Here is a 16,923-nt window from a genome sequence, read left to right as displayed (position 1 = left end):
CGCCTGTCTGTGTCCCCGGTCCACCGGTTCTTGCACCTCCGACGGGAGAATTCAGCCGACGGTCAGCGCCCGGAATCCCGCCGTTCCGGTCCGGGAGGCGCGGCCCAGGTGGAGGTGACCGCCGCGGACGGTGCGGTCGGTCGCGCGCACCACCTCGCCGGTGTCGGTCCGCCGCACGGTGACCGTCGTCGGGGTGACCTCGATCCGCAGGTGTGCCCACCTGCCGGTGACCGGTGCGGGTGTGGTCGTGACGGCGAGCTGCTGACCCGCGACGCGGCGGTCCCGGTGGAGGTAGAGCCCGAGTCGTCCGTCGGCGCGCAGCGTCGCGTGGTAACCGGTGCCGATTCCCCCGCGGTGCTCGTAGTAACGGTCGTCCTCGTGCCCGAACGCCACTGACAGCAGGTCGTCGTCGGCGCCGGGTGCCTCCCGCCACCGGAGGTCGACGTCCAGCGACCACCGGCCGTCCGTCGACGCCACCGAACTGAACTGACCGGGCATGACGAAGTGCGCCCGACCGGGCAGGTCCAGCACGAGCTCGCCGTCGGCGGTCCAGGTCGGCGGGGTCGTCACCGCCAGGGCCAGTTCGCCCGGGGCGACGCGTTGCCGCGACCAGCTGTCCCGGACCACGGGCGGCACCACCCCGGCGAGGTAGCCGTAGCCGGCGCAGACCGCACCCCGGACGCCGAGATCGACGAAGTGCCGCAGCTCCGACCGCCGGTGCAGCGGGAACACCCACACGGGTATCCCCGTCGCCACGGCGCGGCGCACCAGGGCGTCGGGCACGAACGGCCGGGCCGCCGGGCCCGTGCCCGCCGCGATCACCAGAACGTCCCGGGCCGGGTCGAGGGCCGTCTGCAGCGCCGCGATGTTCGTCTCGGTGACCTCGTCACGTGAGCCGAGGTAGGCGAAGCGCGGGTAGCCCTCCGCCGCCGCCAGGGCCAGGACGTCGCTGGTGTGATGCACCTTCACCATCACCGACCGCTGCAGACCGCGGCGGACGACCGCCGCCATCATCGGCGCGTAGGCGGCGCGGTTCTTGGCCTCGAGGCAGAGCACCAGCCGGCCGCCGAAGCGGTCCAGCACGTCTTCGAGCAACGGCACCGGCGGCGCGTTGCGCACCCAGTACGCGCCGAGCTGCGGTTGCAGCACGCGGATGTCGTCGAGCACCGACGCCGGCTGTGCGTCGATGCGGCCGCTCCCCGTGGTGGTCCGGTCGTAGGTCGCGTCGTGCATGCAGATCAGCACCCCGTCGGAGGTGATGCCGACGCTGACCTCCATGGCGGTGGCGCCCCAGTCGACGGCCGCCTGGTAGGCGACCATGGTGTGTTCCGGGTACGTGTCGCCGGAACCCCGATGGGCGACCAGCACCGGCTCGGTCCACGACGCCCGCCAACCGTCCACGGTCACGGGCGCGCGGCCCGCTGCCGCGGACGCACGCCGCGGGAGCAGCGCGGACAGACCGACCAGACCGCCCAGGGTGCCCCCCACCCGCAGCGCGGTGCGCCGGGACCACAGGGTCGGAGCGTCGGGGTGCGGCACGCGATCACGGTAGCGAGCGGCGGGCGCCGGCCGGGCGGGATCCGGCGAACGCGTCATCGCCCGACGGGGCGGCACGGACTCCGGGCCACCCGATCGACGCAGCCGGTCCCGGCCGGCGGTGACCGTCGGTGGTCGTCGACCCCGGTCGGGTGAACCGGCCGTCGGCAGCGTGACGGTCACGATGGGTGCGACTCTCATCACCAGTCAGTGACACTGAGCCTGCGTTCCCACGACCAGCCCGGACGGAGCAACACCCCATGGCCGACGTCCCGCCTTCCGTGACCCTCGGATCGGACTACCCCGGTGTCCGCGCCATCCGCCGCGCGGTCCTCGATCCGTCGGTCCCCTCGTCGCCCGGATCGACGTCACCCGAGCCGGCGCCGATCGGCGACCGCCCGCGGCGGTCCCTCGCGTGGGCGGACCTGCCCGCCGGGCCGGGACGGCTGTCCGAGGTCCGGCGACGGCTGCGCGTGCTGCAGGTCGAGCGGGCGGCGTTCGGCCGCGGCATCGCCGCCTGAGCCGGCGCTCGCCCCGCCGCCCGATCCGGCACTCGGTCAGACCTGCTCGCGCTCGCCCTCCACCAGCCGCAGCAGGGCGAAACCGTAGGCCTCCTCGGCGTCGGCATGCACCACCGTCGAGGGGATCCCGTTGATCTCCAGCTCCACCTGCCACCCGTCGGGCACCGGCCGGAGCGCCCGGAACGTCCGTCCGAGCAGGTCGCGCAACTGCCCCTCGCGCGGCAGCCACAGCGTCTCGGACGCGTCCACCGAGTCCATGGCCCACTCGGTGGTGCCGTTGAACCCGATGACGTCGCCGTCGGACCGCGAGATCACCTCGACGACCATCGTGCTCACCACGAACACCTCGTCGAGATCTTGCTGCAGGACGACGAAGCGGTCACCGGCCACGGGATTCCACCGCACGCCACCGTCTCGCAACCGCCGGGCGGTCGGCACACTGATCATCAGGCCAGTATCACCGCCCCACTGCAGTGGGCGCCGCCCGGACGGATCTGGTCGGCGCTCCCGGGCCTGCGTCCCGGTGAGGCGCACGAGGCTCGCGTCCCGATGAGGCGCACGAGGCTGGTGTCCCGTTCAGGCGCACTAGGCTTGCGTGCCATGCAGCAGTACCTGGATCTGATGAACCGCGTCCTCACCGAGGGCCACGCCAAGTCCGACCGCACGGGTACCGGCACCCTGTCGGTGTTCGGCCACCAGATGCGCTTCGACCTGGCCGAGGGTTTCCCGGTGGTCACGACCAAGAAGATCCACATGCGCTCGGTGGTCGTCGAGTTGCTGTGGTTCCTGCGGGGGGCCACCAACGTCCGCTGGTTGCAGGAACGGGGTGTCTCGATCTGGGACGAATGGGCCGATCCTGAGGGTGAACTCGGTCCTGTCTACGGGCACCAGTGGCGCTCCTGGCCGACCCCCGACGGCGGCTCCATCGACCAGATCGCCGCGGTCGTCGAGGCGATCAGGACCAACCCGGACTCCCGGCGACACGTCGTGTCGGCCTGGAACGTGGCCGAGGTGGACCAGATGGCACTGCCCCCGTGCCACACGATGTTCCAGTTCTACGTCGCGGACGGGAAGCTGTCCTGCCAGCTCTACCAGCGGTCGGCCGACGTCTTCCTGGGGGTGCCGTTCAACATCGCGTCGTACGCGCTGCTGACGATGACGGTGGCCAAGGTGACCGGACTCCAGCCGGGCGACTTCGTGCACACCCTGGGCGACGCGCACCTGTACGCCAACCACCTCGACCAGGCGCGTCTGCAACTGACGCGGACCCCGAAGCCGCTGCCGCGGATGGTCATCGCCGACGGCATCGACTCCCTGGACCGCTTCGAGTACGAGCACTTCACGCTGCTGGACTACGTCAGCGACCCGGCGATCAAGGCGCCGATCGCGGTATGAGCCTGACCGTGGTGGCCGCGGTGACGGCCAATGGCGTCATCGGCCGGGACAACGGCATGCCGTGGCACCTCCCGGAGGACCTGAAACGCTTCCGGGCGCTGACCATGGGACGCCCGATGGTCATGGGACGCCGTACCTTCGACTCGATCGGGCGGCCGTTGCCCGGCCGCCGGACCGTCGTGGTGACCCGGGACGCGTCGTGGCACCACGACGGGGTCGAGGTGGTGCGCTCCCCGGCGGCGGCCCTGGAGCTGCTGGCCGGGCTGGACGTCGTGCTGGCCGGTGGTGGCGAGCTCTACCGGCAGCTCTGGGACGACGTCGACGTCCTGGAGATCACCCACATCGACCGGGAGATCGACGGCGACACGAGGTTGCCGCCGATCGACCCGGACCGGTGGGTGGAGACCGCGCGGGACGACCGCGACGGCTTCTCCTTCGTCAGCTACCGACGCCGCTGACCGGCTGGCGGTTGCTGTCGTAGGGCACCACGATGCGAAGCTGCGGCTTGAGCGCGCCCACCCGGCGGCTGCCGGTGGTGTCGGCCACGGTGGCGGCATCGGCGTGCACGCCGGCCTTGACCTTGGCGGCCTCGTGCTTGAGGGTGCCCGTCTGGATGGCCCGCGACACCGTGGTCAGGACGTCGGACAGCTCCACGTCCAGGGCGTCGCAGATGGACGCGAGCAGTTCACTCGACGCCTCCTTGCGACCCCGTTCCACCTCGGACAGGTAGCCCAGGGAGACGTTGGCCGCTGTGGACACGTCGCGTAACGTGCGGTTCTGGCGAGTACGGGCATCCCGCAGAGTCTCGCCCAGTGCATCTCGGAGCAGCACCGGTACCTCCCCTGATTCTCATCGAACGATGAATCGTGTCGAACCCCGCCCGCGACGACGATCGCGTCGCGGGTCGGCTCCGCGGACCTGACGATCCGGGAATGTCATCACCGTACTCGGGAGGCCCGGAGCCCTCGTGGGGGCGGTCCGACTGATGACGGTGACTGTTCCTTGCAACGCTGGACTACCCGTTCCGTGTTCCCGGACCTCGGTCACGATCGGGCGGAGTTCCGGTCACCCTCGGTGTCCGGGGCGGCCGCCGCGGTCAGCAGCTCCAGGGCCCGCCGCACCGAGGCCGCCCGGATGGCGGCGCGGTCACCCTCGAATCGTGCCGCACTCTCCCACCGCCCGTCCGCGGCGTCGACGCAGACGAACACCGTCCCCACGGCCGTCCCGTCCTGCGGGTCCGGCCCGGCGACGCCGGTGACCCCGACGCCCAGGGCGGCACCACACCGCTCGCGCGCGCCGGTCGCGAGTTGCCGGGCGACCTCCGGATCAACGGCGCCGACCTCGGCGAGCAAAGTACGGTCCACCCCGGCCAGCGTGTGCTTGAGGTCGGTGGCGTAGACAACCAGCCCCCCGCGGACCACCGCACTCGCACCGGGTACGGCCGTCAGGACGGCGGCGATGAGCCCGCCGGTCAGGGACTCGGCGGTGGCCACCGTGCGGCCGGCCGCGCCGAGCGCACCGACCAACCGGATGAGCCCGGCCTCGTCCACGCCGCACGCCGACACCAGCGGATCGGTCACGCCGGGGTCGTGGTGGACCGGCCCGCGCCGCCGAGGATCCGGGCGGCCTTGATCAGGTAGTCGATTCCGGTGACCACGGTCAGGATCACCGCCGCGGCGAGCATCCCGATCCGGAACCAGTCCAGGAAGTCCGGCAGCGGCATCAGGTACAGCCCGATGGCGAAGATCTGGATCAGCGTCTTGAGCTTCCCGCCGTTGCTGGCCGGGATGACGTGGCGCCGCAGCAGGGCGAAACGCAGGATGGTGATACCGATCTCGCGGACGAGGATGACCACCGTGACCCAGGTGGGCACGTCCCCCAGGATCGACAGCGCGATCAGCGCGCTGCCTGTCAGCGCCTTGTCGGCGATCGGGTCCGCGACCTTGCCGAAGGTGGTCACGAGGCCGCGCTTGCGGGCGATGTGCCCGTCGTACCGGTCGGTGATCGCGGCGACTGCGAAGACCAGGAAGGAGAGCCACCGCCAGCCGGCGTCGTGACCGTCGCCCTGGAACAGGAACAGCAGGCACAGCGGCACCAACAGCAGCCGGGTCACGGTGAGCACATTGGGCAGGTTCAGGAGCGGCACCGCCCGCTGCTGGGTCATCGTCGGACCAGATCGGTGTCGGGCCGTGGCAGCCGCTCGATCGGGGTCGCGACGAGGTCGACGCCGTCGGTGCCGACCACCGTGGCCCGGACCAGGTCGCCGAGCTCCAGACCGGTGCCGTCGGTGAGGGTCGTGCTGCCGTCGACCTCCGGCGCCTGGTGTCCCGACCGGCCGACCGGCTGCGCCCCCGGCGCCTCCACCAGCACGATGACCTCGGTGCCCACCCGGTCCTCCGCGCGCTGCGCGACCAGTTCGTCCACCAGGGTGGTGAGCCGCTCGACCCGGTCGGCGACCACGTCGTCGTCGAGGTGGTCCGGCAGGTCCTCGGCGGCGGTGCCGTCCTCGTCGGAGTACCCGAACACGCCGACCGCGTCCAGCCGGGCCGCGATCAGGAAGGCGCAGAGCTCCTCGAAGTCGGCCTCGGTCTCACCGGGGAAGCCGACGATGAAGTTGGACCGGATACCCGCTTCCGGCGCGACGACGCGGATCTGCTCGATCAACGCCAGGAAGGAGGTCCGGTTGCCGAAGCGGCGCATCCGCCGCAGCACCGGCTCGGAGGCGTGCTGGAAGCTCATGTCGTAGTAGTCGGCGACACCGTCGACCGCGGCGATGGTCTGCACCAGGCTGGGACGGGTCTCGGCGGGCTGCAGGTAGGACAGCCGCACCCGGGTCAACCCGGGCACCGCCGCGAGGTCGGTGAGCAGCTGCTCGAGCAGCTGCTCACCGGGGAGGTCCTTGCCGTAGGAGGTCGAGTTCTCGCTGACCAGTACGACCTCGCGCACGCCCTGACCGGCGAGCCAGTGGGCCTCGCCGATGATCTCGGCGGCCGAGCGCGACACGAACGACCCGCGGAACGCGGGGATGGCGCAGAAGGTGCACCGGCGGTCACAGCCGGAGGCGATCTTCAACGGCGCGACCGGGCCGCTGTGCAGCAGCTTGCGCACCAGCGTCGGACCCGAGGCGGGCTGCGGCCCGACCGGTGCGTGCGTGTGGCCGGGCACCGACACCCCGCCCGCGGCGCCCTGGCGGGCGACCGGGCTGATCGGCAGCAGGGTGCGCCGGTCGACGGGGGTGTGCGACGCCGGGCGGTGGCCGTCCATGACGTCACCGAGCAGGGCGGCCAGGTCGGGGTAGGCGTCGAAACCGAGCACGGCATCGGCCTCGGGCAGCTCGGCCGCGAGTTCCTTGCCGTACCGCTCGGCCAGGCAGCCGACGGCGACGACCTTGGCGCCGGTGTCGGCGGCGGCGAGCAGGGTGTCGATCGAATCCTTCTTGGCGCTGGCGACGAAGGCGCAGGTGTTGACCACGACGACATCGGCCGGCGCGTCGTCCTCGACGAGCTGGTAGCCGCCGCCGGCGAGCCGGCCGGCGATCTCGGAGGAGTCCACCTCGTTCCGCGCACAGCCCAGGGTCAGCAGGGACACACGGGGAGCGGCAGGCACCCGTCCAGAGTAGTCGCCCGCATAGCACGCGTCCTCCCACCTCGACGCGGTCCGTCCCGCGGGCCGGCAGGCTGTTCGGGCCGGCGTCGTCGGTAGGCTGACCGACCGTGACAACGCCCGCCCCACCCCCGCTCTCGGTCCGGCGGGCCCGTCCGGCCGACGTCCGGGGGATCAAACGGCTGGTCGACGCCTACGCGGGGCCGGTGCTGCTGGAGAAGAGCCTGGCCAACCTGTACGAGGACGTCACCGAGTTCTGGGTGGCGGAGCTCGACGGCGACATCGTCGGGTGCGCGGCCCTGCACGTGCTGTGGGAGGACCTGGCCGAGCTGCGGACCGTGGCCACCGACCCGCGGCGACGCAAGCACGGGATCGGGCACGCCGTCTGCCGCGCGGTCATCGAGGAGGCCCGGGACCTGGGGTTGCGGCGGTTGTTCTGCCTGACCTTCGAGACCCGGTTCTTCACCTACCTGGGGTTCGTCCCGATCGGTGAGCTGGAGCTGTCGGAGGAGGCGCTGGCGGAGTTGCAGGCGTCCTACGACGCCGGGGTCGCGGAGTTCCTGGACCTGCCGTACGTCAAGCCGAACACGCTCGGCAACACGCGGATGTTGATGCAGCTCTGAGGAATGCGCCGCTCCGGCGCGGCGCGGGGCTGAGCGGCAGCAGCGACGCCGCGCGGACAGGCCAGCTGTCACGCTGCGCGGATAGGACAGCTGTCACGCTGCGCGGGCAGGCCAGCAGAACGCTGTGCGGGGTGGAAGCGGGGACGGGCGACAACTGCGACGGCCCGTCGCCCAGGATGCGGTCAGGCGGCCTGGACGGCCAGGATGGTCCCGACGCCGATGATGGACACCGTCCACACCATGGCGACGAAGAGGGTCAGCCGGTCGAGGTTCTTCTCCACGACGCTGGAGCCCGACAGCGAGGACTGCATGCCGCCACCGAACATGGACGACAGACCGCCACCCTTGCCGCGGTGCAGCAGCACCAGCAGGATCATCCCGATGCTCGTGATCAGCAGCAGGATGGAGAGCACCGTCTTGAGAACGTCCATGGTTCGCTTCAGTACCTAGATCTGTCGTGGCGGCCGGCCCCGCCTGGGACCGTTGGAGACTCTACCGGTAACCGTGCGTGGATCCGGTGTTCCGCCAGACCCGACGGACCCGCGGATCCGGCCCGTCACCCGGAGGGTCACCTCACGGTGACGGGCCGGGACCGGCTCAGGCGACGACGCCCACCGAGTTGGCGGCGATGGTGGCGAATTCGGTGGCGTCGAGGCTGGCGCCGCCGACCAACGCACCGTCGACGTCGGGTTGGGCGACGATGGTGGCCACGTTGCCGGACTTGACCGAGCCGCCGTACAGGATGCGTACACCGTCGGCGAGCTCGGCGGTGTACAGCTCCGACAACGCCGACCGCAGGGCGCCACAGACCTCCTGCGCGTCCTCCGGGGTGGCGACGCGACCGGTGCCGATGGCCCAGACCGGCTCGTAGGCCAGCACGATGGTCGCCGCCTGCTCGGCGGACACCCCGTCCAGCGCGGCCTTGAGCTGGTTGACGGAGTGCTGCACCTGGTTGCCGGCCTCGCGGACCGGCAGGCCCTCGCCGACGCACAGGATGGGGACGATGCCGTTCTTGACAGCGGCCTTGACCTTCGCGTTGACGACTGCGTCGTCCTCCTCGTGGATCTCGCGTCGCTCCGAGTGCCCCACGGCCACGTACGAACAGCCGAGCTTGGCCAGCATCGGACCGGAGATGTCGCCGGTGTAGGCGCCGGAGTCGAACGGCGAGATGTCCTGGGCGCCGTAGACGACGCCCAGCTTGTCGCCGTCGACGAGGGTCTGCACCGAGCGGATGTCGGTGAAGGGTGGCAGCACGACCACGTCGACCTTGGTGAAGTACTTCTCCGGCAGCGTGAACGCTAGCTTCTGCACCAGGGCGATGGCCTCGAGGTGGTTGAGGTTCATCTTCCAGTTGCCGGCGATGAGGATCTTGCGGTTGGGCATCAGCTCTCCAGGATCGAGATACCGGGAAGGTCCTTGCCCTCCAGGAATTCCAGCGACGCACCGCCGCCGGTCGAGATGTGCGAGAACGCGGCCTCGTCGACACCGAGGGTGCGCACGGCCGCGGCCGAGTCACCGCCGCCGACCACGGAGAACGCGTCACTCGCGGCGATGGCCTCGGCCACCGCCTTGGTGCCGTCGGCGAACGCCGCCATCTCGAACACGCCCACCGGGCCGTTCCAGAAGACGGTCTTGGCGCCCGCGACCACCTCGGCGAAGGCGGCGCGCGAATCCGGCCCGATGTCCAGACCCATCCAGCCCTCGGGGATGGCGTCGGCGGCGACGGTCTCGGTCCTCGCGTCCGCGGCGAACGCGTCGGCGATCACGAAATCGCTGGGCAGCACGATCTTGTCGCCGTTCTCCGCCAGCAGCGTGCGCACCGTGTCGATCTGGTCGGCCTGCAGCAAGGAGTCGCCCACGCCGTAGCCCTTGGCCGCCAGGAAGGTGTACGCCATGCCGCCGCCGATGAGGATGCGGTCGGTGGTGGGCAGCAGCGAGGTGATGACGCCGAGCTTGTCCGACACCTTGGAGCCGCCGAGGATGACGACGTAGGGCCGCTCCGGGTCGGTGGTGAGCTTGCGCAGCACCTCGGTCTCGGTGCTGACGAGGTAGCCGCCGAAGCGCGGCAGCAGGGTGGCCACGTCGTAGACGGAGGCCTGCTTGCGGTGCACGACACCGAAGCCGTCGGAGACGAAGGCGGCGGAATCGCCGACGAGCGCAGCCAGCTCGGCGGCCAGGGCGCCCCGCTCGGCGGCGTCCTTGGAGGTCTCGCGGGCGTCGAAGCGGACGTTCTCCAGCAGGGCCACCTTGCCGTTCCCGAGGCCGGCGACGACCTCCTTCGCGGAGTCCCCCACCAGGTCGGTGGCGAAGGCGACGTCGTCGCCCAGCAGCTCGGCGAGACGGGCCGCCACCGGAGCCAGGCTGAACTTGGCCTCCGGGGTACCGGACGGCCGGCCCAGGTGTGCGGTGACGACGACCCTGGCGCCGGCGCCGGTCAGGGCCTGCAGGGTGGGAAGCGACGCGCGGATGCGGCCGTCGTCGGTGATGGTGGTGCCGTCCAGCGGGACGTTCAGGTCGGCGCGGACCAGTACGGTGCGGCCGGTGAGGTCCGTGGCCAGTAGATCGTCGAGGGTCTTCACGGTGAATGCTCCTTGACTCGGAGGGGCCGGGCGACGGGCACCCGGAACCGGGACAGCGGTGCTGCCGGGCGGCGCCGGCGGTGCCCGGGCCGTACAGACGACAGCGGGTGGGATCGGAAGGTCCTTCCGCTCCCACCCGCTGTCCGGTCCGTACCGCGGCCGCGGCCGCGGTCGACTACTGGGACACCACCAGCTGTTACTGAGCCGAGCGCAGTGCGGTGCACCGCGCCGGACGGGTCAGAGCTTGGAGGCGACCAGCGCGGTGAAGTCCGCGAGACGGTTGGAGTAACCCCACTCGTTGTCGTACCAGCCGACGACCTTGACCAGGTTGTCGTCCAGCACGAGCGTCAGCGGCGAGTCGAAGGTGACCGAGACCGGGGCACCGACGATGTCGCTGGAGACGATGGGGTCGGTCGAGTAGGCGATGTAATTCGCCAGCGGGCCCGACGAGGCGGCGGCCTTGAACGCGTCGTTGACCTCGTCGACGGTGACCGAGCGGGACAGCTCGACGGTGAGGTCGGTGACCGAGCCGTCCATCACCGGGACGCGCAGCGCGTAACCGTGCAGCTTGCCCTTGAGCTCCGGCAGCACCAGCGCGGTGGCCTTGGCGGCACCGGTGGAGGTCGGGATGATGTTCTGCGCGGCGGCGCGGGCGCGGCGCAGGTCCGAGTGCGGGAAGTCCAGGATGACCTGGTCGTTGGTGTAGGCGTGGATGGTGGTCATCAGACCCTTGACGATGCCGAAGCTCTCGTTGAGGACCTTGGCCATCGGGGCCACGCAGTTGGTGGTGCACGAGGCGTTGGACAGGATCGTCTGGCTGCCGTCGTAGGCGTCGTCGTTCACACCCATGACGACGGTGAGGTCCTCACCGGTGGCCGGGGCGGAGATGATGACCTTCTTCGCGCCACCCTCGAGGTGCTTGCGGGCGGCCTCGGCCTTGGTGAAGTGGCCGGTCGACTCGATGACGATGTCGACGCCCAGCTCGGCCCACGGCAGCTTGGCCGGGTCGCGCTCGGCCAGCGCCTTGATGGACTTGCCGTCGACGATGATCTCGCCCTCGGTGAAGCTGACGTCGTAGGGCAGCTTGCCCAGGATGGTGTCGTACTTCAGCAGGTGCGCCAACGTCTTGTTGTCGGTCAGGTCGTTGACCGCCACGATCTCGACGTCGTGGTCCAGCTTGTCCAGCGCCCGCCAGAAGTTACGTCCGATACGGCCGAAGCCATTGACACCAATCTTCACAGTCACGTGCAGTCCTGCCCTTCGGTTGCGCCGGCGACACGAAGAAGGTGCCGGCTGTGAGCTCACAGGTGAATCGGTCCAGAAGCACTCCGGCGTGCCTGGCAAGGGCACTCTACCCACAGATCCGGGGTGCGGCTCGACCGGAGGGTGTCGCAGGTCACCGCTGGGCCGGAAGGGTGAATCAGCCGTCCAGCATGTCCGGAGTGACCACGGATTCGGTGTCCGGGATGCCGTCCTCCTGGGCGCGTTTGTCGGCCATCGTGAGCAATCGGCGGATGCGGCCGGCGATGGCGTCCTTGGTCATCGGCGGGTCGGCGAGCTGGCCCAGCTCCTCCAGCGACGCCTGGCCGTGTTCGATCCGCAGCTTGCCGGCCTCGGCGAGGTGGTCGGGCGCGTCGTCGGCCAGGATCTCCAGCGCCCGCTCGACCCGTGCGGACGCGGCGACCGCCGCCCGGGCGGAGCGCCGCAGGTTGGCGTCGTCGAAGTTGGCCAGCCGGTTGGCCGTGGCCCGCACCTCACGGCGCAGCCGCCGGTCCTCCCAAGTGAGCACGCTGCTGTGGGCACCCAGTCGGGTGAGCATGGTGGCGATGGCGTCACCGTCGCGTACGACGACCCGGTCGGCGCCACGGACCTCGCGGGCCTTGGCCACCACGCCGAGCCGGCGGGCGGCACCGACCAGGGCGAGAGCGGCTTCGGGGCCGGGGCAGGTCACCTCGAGGGAGGCGGACCGGCCGGGTTCGGTGAGCGAGCCGTGGGCCAGGAACGCACCCCGCCAGGCGGCCTCGGCGTCCCCGACGGAGCCCGACACGATCTGCGACGGCAGTCCGCGGACCGGGCGGCCGCGCAGGTCCAGCAGCCCGGTCTGGCGGGCGAGGGAGTCACCGCCGGCGACCACCCGCACCACGTACCGGGTGCCCTTGCGGATGCCGGACGCGGCCAGCACCTGCACGTCCACCTGGTGGCCGTAGAGCTCGGCGATCTCCTTGCGGACCCGGCGCGCGACCGCCCCGGTGTCGAGCTCGGCCTCGACGATGACCCGTCCGCCGACGATGTGCAGCCCGCCGGCGAAGCGCAGCACGGTCGACACCTCGGCCTTGCGTGCGGAGACCTTGGTGATCACCACCCGGCTCAGCTCGTCCTTCACGTCGGCGGTCATCGCCATGCCGGGCCCCCTTCGTCCTCGCTGGTCATCTGTCCCTGTCCGATCCCGGCAGCGGCCGGCGTCCCCGCCAGGGGCGCCCGGTCCCCGCCCCGCCGGTCGACCGCGGCCGCGATCACGGGTGCCATCGCCGCGGCGAGCGCGACCGGATCGTGCCGGGGCGCACCGGACGGATCACCCACCGGTGCGACGACGAGTTCCGCGCCGGCGCGGTGCACCGCGCGGGCGAGCCGCTGCGGGAGGACAACCGCTCCAGTGTGGGCCAGGACGGTGTCGATCCGAAAATCCGGGGCGTACCGCACGAGCACGTCCAGGTGCTGCTCCTGCGAGAAGTCGTCGGTCTCACCCGGTTGCGGCTCGAGGTTGAGCACCACCACCCGGCTCGCCGGGGTCTGGCTGAGCGCCGACGCGAGGTCGTGCAGCAGCAGGTGCGGCAGCACGCTGGTCATCCACGAGCCGGGACCGAGGGTCACGACGTCCGCGTCGCGGATGGCGGCGACCGCTTCCGGGCACGCCGGTGCCAGCGCGGGTTCGACGAAGATGCGCTGCACGGTGCCGGGCGTGGTGGCCACCGCGACCTGCCCGCGGATCTGCCGGACGGCCCGCGGGTCGTCGTCGAGTCCGGTGACGTCGGCGACGATGTCGAGCGGGTGGCGCGACATCGGCAGCACCCGGCCGCGCGCGTGCAGCAGTTCGGCGGCGGTGTCCAGCGCGGTGACCGGATCTCCGGTCACCTCCATCAACCCGACCAACAGCAGGTTGCCGACGGGGTGCCCGGCGAGCACGCCGGAGCCCTCGAACCGGTGCTGGAAGGTGCGCCCCCACAGCATGCCGTCCTCGTCGTCGCGGCTCAGGGCGCCGAGCGCCATCCGCAGGTCACCGGGCGGGACCATGGTCGGCATCTCCCGGCGCAGCCGGCCCGACGAGCCGCCGTCGTCGGCGACGGTGACGACCGCGGTGATGTCCACGTCGAGCCGGACGAGCGCGCGGAGCATCGCGTACAGGCCGTGGCCGCCGCCGAGGGCGACGACCCGGGGCCGGCCGGGCCGGCGCGGCTCCGGGAGCCGGGGGCTCACTCGCGTCCCAGATCGCGGTGCACGACCTTGACCGCGAGGTCCCCGGACGTCAGCCGCCGGCCGAGTTCCTCGGCGGTGGCCACGCTGCGGTGCTTGCCGCCGGTGCAGCCCACGGCCAGGGTCAGGTACTTCTTGCCCTCGCGGAGGTAGCCACCGGAGATCAGGTCGAACATCTCGACGTAGCGCGCGAGGAAGTCCGACGCCCCCTCCTGGGTGAGCACGTAGTCGCTGACGTCGGCGTCCAGGCCGGTGTGTTCGCGCAGCTCGGGGATCCAGAACGGGTTCGGCAGGAACCGCATGTCGATGACCAGGTCGGCGTCCAGCGGCAGCCCGTACTTGTAGCCGAAGGACACCACGGTCAGCGTGGTCCGCCGCGGCGCCGTCGTGAACTGCTTCTCGACCAAGGCCCGCAGGTCGTGCACCGACAGGTCGGAGGTGTCCACGATGACCTCGGCCACCTCGCGCAACGGTCCCAGCAGGGCACGCTCCGCGGCCAGCCCGTCGGTCAGCCGGCCGCCGCGCTGCAGGGGGTGCTCGCGCCGGTTGGCCTCGTAACGGCGGATCAGCACCGCGTCCGACGCCTCCAGGTACAACACCCGGGGCCGGTACCCGCGGCTGTCCAGATCGCGGACGACGGCGGCCAGGTCCTCGGTGAAGGCCCGCGACCGCACGTCGACGACCACGGCGATGCGGGTGACCGAACCGTGGGACTTGGCCCCGAGTTTGACCATGGTCGCGATCAGCTCCGGCGGCAGGTTGTCCACGACGAACCAGCCGAGGTCCTCCAGGCACTTGGCTGCGGTGGACCGGCCGGCGCCGGACAAGCCGGAGACGATGGCCACCTCGATGCCGATGGGCGGGTCGGCGGGGAGATCGGGCACGTCGTCAGACGCACCGGCAAGCCCCCCGGTTGCCTCGGCGCCCCCGGATCCGGACGGCGGTGGTGAGGTCACGGTCACTCCTCTCGGCCGTTCGCGTCGACCGCTCCGGCCATCGCGGGACCATTGTCACGACGGACGGTGACGCTACGGACACCCGGGGTCGCCGGAGCGGCGGGGTCCGGAGCGGGCGCCCCGGACAGGGCGGCGACGATGGCCGCCGCCGTGGTGGCGCCGATCCCGGGCACCGCGGTCAGGTCGTCGACACCCGCGGCCTTGAGTCTGGCCACCGATCCGAAGTGCTTCAACAGGGCGGTGCGCCGGGTGGCCCCGAGGCCCGGGACGTCGTCCAGCGCGGAGACGGTCATCGCCTTGGACCGCTTCTCGCGGTGATAGGTGATGGCGAAGCGGTGTGCCTCGTCGCGGAGCCGCTGCAGCAGGTACAGCGCCTCCGACGCGCGCGGCAGGATGACCGGCTCGTCGTCGCCGGGCAGCCACACCTCCTCCAGCCGCTTGGCCAGGCCCACCACGGTGACGTCGACGATGCCCAGCTCGGTCATCGCCGCGGCCGCCGCGTTGACCTGCGGCTGGCCGCCGTCGACCACGAGCAGCTGCGGCGGGTAGGCGAAGCGCCGGACCCGGCCGGTCTCGGGGTCGATGCCGGGCGGCAGCGCCGGCCCGTCCACCTCCGCCGACTGCTCCTCCTTGGCCTGCCGGGAGAACCGCCGCCGCACCACCTCGGCGATGGAGGCGACGTCGTCACCGGGGGCGTCCCGGATCGCGAAGCGCCGGTAGTCCGACCGCTTGGACAGGCCGTCCTCGAACACCACCAGCGAGGCCACCACGTTGGTGCCCTGCACGTGGGAGATGTCGATGCACTCGATGCGCAGCGGGGAGTTGTCCATCCCCAGCGCGTCGGCGAGCTCGGTCAGCGCCGCCGAGCGGGAGGTGATGTCACTGGCCCGCTTGAGCCGGTGCCGGGCGAGGGCGTCCTTGGCGTTGCGGGCGGCGGTCTCGGCGAGGTCCTTCTTGTCCCCGCGCTGCGGGATCCGCAGCGACACCCTCGAGCCGCGCAGCCCGGACAGCCAGTCCGACATCTGCTCCGGGTCCGGCGGCAACGCCGGCACCAGGATCTCCCGCGGCACCGGCGACATGTCCGGCGCGTACTCCTCGCGGCTGCGCGCCGAGCGCGGCGACAGGCGGGCGCCACGCACCGGCGCCTCGGGCTGCGTCTCGTTGGCCCGGTTGCCGTAGTACTGCACGAGGAAGTTCTCCACCTGCACCGACAGCGACGACGCCGCCGTGCCGTCGGGACCGTTGTCCACGTCGACGTCGACGATCCAGCCGCGTTGACCACGCATCCGGCCGCCGCGGACGTGGAAGATCTGCACCGACGCCTCGAGGTCGTCGCCGACGATGCCGATGAGGTCCGCGTCGGTGCCGTTGGCCAGCACCACCGACTGCTTCTCCAGGGCCCGCCGCAGCGCCGACAGGTCGTCCCGCAGCCGGGCGGCCCGCTCGAAGTCCAACTCGTCGGACGCGGCGCGCATCTCGCGCTCCATCCGCTTGACCATCGGCTCGGCGCGGCCGGCGAGGAAGTCGCAGAAGTCCTCGACGATGTCGCGGTGTTCCTCGGCGGTGACCCTGCCGACGCACGGCGCCGAGCACTTGCCGATGTAGCCGAGCAGGCACGGCCGGTCGATCTGCTGGGCCCGCTTGAAGACCCCGGTCGAGCACGTCCGCGCCGGGAACACCCGCAGCAGCAGGTCCAGCGTCTCCCGGATGGCCCATGCGTGCGCGTAGGGCCCGAAGTACCGGACCCCCTTGCGGTGCGGGCCGCGCATCACCTGGAAGCGCGGGAACTCCTCGTTCAGCGTGACCGCGAGCTCGGGGTAGGACTTGTCGTCCCGGTAGCGGACGTTGAACCGGGGGTCGAACTCCTTGATCCAGTTGTATTCCAGCTGCAGCGCCTCGACCTCGGTGCCGACCACGGTCCACTCGACCGACGCCGCACTGGTGACCATCGACGCGGTCCGCGGGTGCAGGCCGCCGATGTCGGCGAAGTAGGAGTTCAGGCGCTGCCGGAGGCTCTTGGCCTTGCCGACATAGATGACGCGCCCGTCCTTGTCGCGCCAGCGGTAGACGCCCGGCGCGTCCGGGATGGTGCCCGGGGCCGGGCGGAAGGACGACGGATCAGGCACTCGGACCAGGGTAGTCGGCACCCCCGACACCGATGTCGGCCTGCGGTGAGGACCCCGTCACGGCCACCGCGGTAGCGCTGGGCGACCGCCCGACTCCCCTAAGGTATGAGCAC

The 16,923-nt window shown here is 71.5% G+C and carries 18 protein-coding genes; 4 read left to right on the top strand and 14 right to left on the bottom strand.

Annotated features, from left to right (window positions below):
• Positions 1–51 precede the first annotated feature (51 nt).
• Positions 52–1,539 (bottom strand): glycerophosphodiester phosphodiesterase, encoded by a 1,488-nt coding sequence (locus DB033_RS05065; protein WP_157970508.1) that lies wholly within the window; start codon positions 1,537–1,539, stop codon positions 52–54.
• Between the two features lie 257 nt (positions 1,540–1,796).
• Here DB033_RS05065 and DB033_RS05060 point away from each other — a divergent pair, with 257 nt between their 5' ends.
• Positions 1,797–2,057 carry a hypothetical protein gene (locus DB033_RS05060; RefSeq protein WP_111765720.1) on the top strand — a complete coding sequence of 87 codons (261 nt, stop codon included), beginning with the start codon at positions 1,797–1,799 and terminating at the stop codon, positions 2,055–2,057.
• Positions 2,058–2,093: 36 nt separating this feature from the next.
• Here DB033_RS05060 and DB033_RS05055 read toward each other — a convergent pair whose 3' ends face one another.
• Entirely contained in the window at positions 2,094–2,504 is a 411-nt protein-coding gene (locus DB033_RS05055; protein WP_111765719.1) for a pilus assembly protein CpaE, read from the bottom strand.
• Positions 2,505–2,657: 153 nt separating this feature from the next.
• Between DB033_RS05055 and DB033_RS05050 the strand changes: the two genes are divergently transcribed.
• The gene (locus DB033_RS05050; protein ID WP_111765718.1) at positions 2,658–3,452 is read left to right on the top strand and encodes a thymidylate synthase; all 795 of its coding nucleotides are present in this window, start codon (positions 2,658–2,660) and stop codon (positions 3,450–3,452) included.
• A complete protein-coding gene (locus tag DB033_RS05045) occupies positions 3,449–3,910 on the top strand; it encodes a dihydrofolate reductase (protein ID WP_111765717.1) in 462 nt (153 codons plus the stop codon). Before DB033_RS05050 ends, DB033_RS05045 begins: the two co-directional genes overlap by 4 nt.
• Here the strand turns inward: DB033_RS05045 and DB033_RS21630 are convergent.
• From DB033_RS21630 to rimO, 4 genes are all read right to left on the bottom strand, one after another.
• Positions 3,891–4,283, bottom strand: coding sequence for a helix-turn-helix domain-containing protein (locus tag DB033_RS21630; RefSeq protein WP_111765716.1), 393 nt, complete (start codon positions 4,281–4,283; stop codon positions 3,891–3,893). The genes DB033_RS05045 and DB033_RS21630 overlap by 20 nt on opposite strands.
• Before the next feature lie 212 nt (positions 4,284–4,495).
• Positions 4,496–5,032, bottom strand: coding sequence for a CinA family protein (locus DB033_RS05035; protein WP_205843655.1), 537 nt, complete (start codon positions 5,030–5,032; stop codon positions 4,496–4,498).
• Complete coding sequence (gene pgsA / locus DB033_RS05030) at positions 5,029–5,616, bottom strand: CDP-diacylglycerol--glycerol-3-phosphate 3-phosphatidyltransferase (protein WP_111765715.1); 588 nt, start codon at positions 5,614–5,616, stop codon at positions 5,029–5,031. Before pgsA ends, DB033_RS05035 begins: the two co-directional genes overlap by 4 nt.
• The gene (gene rimO, locus DB033_RS05025) at positions 5,613–7,058 is read right to left on the bottom strand and encodes a 30S ribosomal protein S12 methylthiotransferase RimO (protein WP_205843654.1); all 1,446 of its coding nucleotides are present in this window, start codon (positions 7,056–7,058) and stop codon (positions 5,613–5,615) included. The genes pgsA and rimO overlap by 4 nt, the downstream gene beginning before the upstream one ends.
• A 107-nt stretch (positions 7,059–7,165) precedes the next feature.
• Here rimO and DB033_RS05020 point away from each other — a divergent pair, with 107 nt between their 5' ends.
• Positions 7,166–7,678: an amino-acid N-acetyltransferase gene (locus DB033_RS05020; RefSeq protein ID WP_111765714.1), complete on the top strand. Its 513-nt coding sequence runs from the start codon at positions 7,166–7,168 to the stop codon at positions 7,676–7,678.
• 182 nt (positions 7,679–7,860) lie between these two features.
• Here DB033_RS05020 and secG read toward each other — a convergent pair whose 3' ends face one another.
• The 8 genes from secG to uvrC all read right to left on the bottom strand — a co-directional run bounded on the left by secG (position 7,861) and on the right by uvrC (position 16,810).
• Positions 7,861–8,109 (bottom strand): preprotein translocase subunit SecG, encoded by a 249-nt coding sequence (gene secG, locus DB033_RS05015; protein ID WP_111765713.1) that lies wholly within the window; start codon positions 8,107–8,109, stop codon positions 7,861–7,863.
• Positions 8,110–8,275: 166 nt separating this feature from the next.
• Entirely contained in the window at positions 8,276–9,061 is a 786-nt protein-coding gene (tpiA, locus tag DB033_RS05010; protein ID WP_111765712.1) for a triose-phosphate isomerase, read from the bottom strand.
• Complete coding sequence (locus DB033_RS05005; protein WP_111765711.1) at positions 9,061–10,257, bottom strand: phosphoglycerate kinase; 1,197 nt, start codon at positions 10,255–10,257, stop codon at positions 9,061–9,063. The genes tpiA and DB033_RS05005 overlap by 1 nt, the downstream gene beginning before the upstream one ends.
• Before the next feature lie 237 nt (positions 10,258–10,494).
• Positions 10,495–11,502, bottom strand: coding sequence for a type I glyceraldehyde-3-phosphate dehydrogenase (gap, locus tag DB033_RS05000; RefSeq protein ID WP_111765710.1), 1,008 nt, complete (start codon positions 11,500–11,502; stop codon positions 10,495–10,497).
• A gap of 175 nt (positions 11,503–11,677) precedes the next feature.
• Positions 11,678–12,658, bottom strand: coding sequence for a DNA-binding protein WhiA (gene whiA / locus DB033_RS04995; protein ID WP_111765709.1), 981 nt, complete (start codon positions 12,656–12,658; stop codon positions 11,678–11,680).
• Positions 12,649–13,650, bottom strand: a complete 1,002-nt coding sequence (locus DB033_RS04990) for a gluconeogenesis factor YvcK family protein (protein WP_111767259.1) — start codon at positions 13,648–13,650, stop codon at positions 12,649–12,651. The genes whiA and DB033_RS04990 overlap by 10 nt, the downstream gene beginning before the upstream one ends.
• 77 nt (positions 13,651–13,727) lie before the next feature.
• Entirely contained in the window at positions 13,728–14,612 is an 885-nt protein-coding gene (gene rapZ / locus DB033_RS04985) for an RNase adapter RapZ (protein WP_240615744.1), read from the bottom strand.
• Positions 14,613–14,686: 74 nt separating this feature from the next.
• On the bottom strand, positions 14,687–16,810 hold the full coding sequence (gene uvrC, locus DB033_RS04980) for an excinuclease ABC subunit UvrC (RefSeq protein ID WP_111765708.1): 2,124 nt from the start codon (positions 16,808–16,810) through the stop codon (positions 14,687–14,689).
• Positions 16,811–16,923: the final 113 nt, after the last annotated feature.

Source organism: Nakamurella deserti (assembly GCF_003260015.1).
In the GTDB taxonomy this organism is placed as follows: Bacteria; Actinomycetota; Actinomycetes; order Mycobacteriales; family Nakamurellaceae; genus Nakamurella; species Nakamurella deserti.
Note: the sequence above shows the minus strand (reverse complement) of the source record. Positions and strands in the feature narration are given on the sequence as shown.

Coding starts and splice junctions, on each gene's coding strand:
- DB033_RS05060 (WP_111765720.1), top strand. CDS start 1,797: ATGGCCGACGTCCCGCCTTCCGTGACCCTCGGATCGGACTACCCCGGT.
- DB033_RS05045 (WP_111765717.1), top strand. CDS start 3,449: ATGAGCCTGACCGTGGTGGCCGCGGTGACGGCCAATGGCGTCATCGGC.
- DB033_RS05050 (WP_111765718.1), top strand. CDS start 2,658: ATGCAGCAGTACCTGGATCTGATGAACCGCGTCCTCACCGAGGGCCAC.
- pgsA (WP_111765715.1), bottom strand. CDS start 5,616: ATGACCCAGCAGCGGGCGGTGCCGCTCCTGAACCTGCCCAATGTGCTC.
- whiA (WP_111765709.1), bottom strand. CDS start 12,658: ATGGCGATGACCGCCGACGTGAAGGACGAGCTGAGCCGGGTGGTGATC.
- DB033_RS04990 (WP_111767259.1), bottom strand. CDS start 13,650: ATGCTCCGCGCGCTCGTCCGGCTCGACGTGGACATCACCGCGGTCGTC.
- tpiA (WP_111765712.1), bottom strand. CDS start 9,061: ATGCCCAACCGCAAGATCCTCATCGCCGGCAACTGGAAGATGAACCTC.
- secG (WP_111765713.1), bottom strand. CDS start 8,109: ATGGACGTTCTCAAGACGGTGCTCTCCATCCTGCTGCTGATCACGAGC.
- DB033_RS05055 (WP_111765719.1), bottom strand. CDS start 2,504: ATGATCAGTGTGCCGACCGCCCGGCGGTTGCGAGACGGTGGCGTGCGG.